Source organism: Arhodomonas sp. KWT, from assembly GCF_010993615.1.
The window spans coordinates 1-1,980 of sequence record NZ_WNXE01000348.1; the positions used below are offsets into that span (position 1 = coordinate 1).

General features: G+C 68.0%; 2 protein-coding genes. Both read left to right on the forward strand.

Going from position 1 to position 1,980, the window contains the following annotated elements; genetic code table 11:
• Window positions 1-474, forward strand: a 474-nt coding sequence (locus G7A99_RS18770; protein WP_163143052.1) for a helix-turn-helix transcriptional regulator, incomplete at its 5' end; no start/stop codon positions are given.
• Window positions 475-647: 173 nt separating this feature from the next.
• Window positions 648-1,847, forward strand: a complete 1,200-nt coding sequence (locus G7A99_RS18775; RefSeq protein WP_163143055.1) for a Tm-1-like ATP-binding domain-containing protein — start codon at window positions 648-650, stop codon at window positions 1,845-1,847.
• Window positions 1,848-1,980: the final 133 nt, after the last annotated feature.

Genomic DNA, 1,980 nt, shown 5'->3' on the forward strand with positions numbered 1-1,980 from the left:
GAGCCGCTCAAGCACGCGATCCTGGGTCTGCACAGCGAGGTGTTCCTGGGCGAACACGACCCCGCCGCGTGCGTGCTCTGGATCGACAGCATCGAGCGTTACATCTCGCGGTTCGCGGATCCGTGGCGCAACGACCGGCGCATCGTGGCGGTCCTGGAGCGTGTCGAGGCCGGGCTTGAGCAGCGCTGGACCGTGGAGTCCATGGCGGCGATCGCCCACGTCAGCGCCGAGCACCTGCGGCGGATATGCCAGGCCGCGTTCGGCCGAAGTCCGATGCAGCAGCTCGCCCACCTGCGCATGCAGCACGCCGCCCACCAGCTCGCCACCACCGAGTTCAGCATCGAGGCGATCGCGCGTTCGGTGGGCTATCACAGTGCATTTGCGTTCTCCAAAACCTTCAAGCGGATGACCGGGGTGTCGCCCTCGGATTTCCGCGCCCGTTCGACCGCCGTCACGGCTGCGCCGGGGGACTGAGCGCGCGGCGCGGGCACCGACCCGCCCGTGTGCGTTTCGGACAGGTGGTTGCGTTTCTGGACCATTCCGGCGGTGCCACGTTTTGCGGCAGCGTCAGGGCATCGACGCGATAACAAGATGCACAGCGACGACACGGATGCCCGCCGGTGCCGGGGTCCGGGAGCGAGGAGAGCATGACCACTGCCTATCTGATCGGCACGTGCGATACGAAGGCTGAAGAGCTGTCGTACGTCGCCGGATGCCTGCACGCCTGGGGAATGGATACACGGGTCGTCGACATCGGTACACGTAGCGACGCCGGCTGGGTGGATGTCCCGGCCGCCGAGGTGGCCGCGTACCACCCCGAAGGGGCTGCAGCCGTGCTGGTGGACGACCGGGGCAGGGCGGTATCCGCCATGGCCACGGCGCTGGAGCGCTTCCTGCCGGAGCAGGGGGATGTCGCCGGCGTGATCGCGCTGGGGGGATCCGGGGGTACGTCCGCCGCGGCGCCGGCGATGCGGGCCCTGCCCATCGGCGTGCCCAAGATCATTGTCTCCACGGTCGCGTCCGGGAACGTGCGCCGCTACGTCGGACCGGCGGACATCATGATGATGAACGCCGTCACGGACCTTGCCGGACTGAACAGTGTCTCCCGGCGCGTGCTCGCCAACGCGGCGAATGCACTCGCCGGAGCGGTCCTGGGGGACGTACCGTCCGCCGGCGATCAGCGCCCGGCGGTGGGGCTGAGCATGTTCGGCGTCACCACCGAATGCGTCGGGCGGCTGGTCGACGCCCTTTCCGCCGATTACGAGCCACTGGTCTTTCATGCCACCGGCGTTGGTGGCGAGTCTCTGGAAAAGCTCGTCGACACCGGCGCGATTGGCGCGGTGCTCGACGTCACGCTCACCGAGGTCTGCGATCTGCTGATGGGCGGTGAGCTCTCTGCGGGCGAGGATCGTCTCGGCGCGGCCATCCGCACGCGCATCCCCTTCGTGGGGTCCGTGGGCGCACTCGACATGGTGAATTTCGGTCCCCGCGAGACGGTCCCGGAGCGTTACCACGACCGGCTGTTCTACGAGCACAACGCGCAGGTCACGCTCATGCGCACCACCGCCGAGGAAAACCGGCGCATGGGGTACTGGATCGCGGACCGTCTCAACCCCATGGAGGGGCCCGTGCGCTTCGTGCTGCCGGAGGGTGGTGTCAGCGCAATCGACCGCCCGGGCCAGCCCTTCCATGACCCGGAGGCGGACCAAGCGCTGTTCGACGCCGTCCGGGAACGTTTCCGTCCGGCGCCGCAGCGCCGCCTGGTCTCGACGCCGTACAACGTCAACGACCCGGAGTTCACGCGGGAGCTGCTTGTGTGTTTCGAGCAGGTCATGCACGGCGGCTGACGCGTGCCCCGACGGATGAACGGAGTCCGGGTAGCACGGCAATCGCGACGAGAGGCAGCAATGACGATCAAGGTAGGCATCAATGGTTACGGGCGTATCGGCCGTAATGTGCTGCGTGCGCTCTACGAGACGG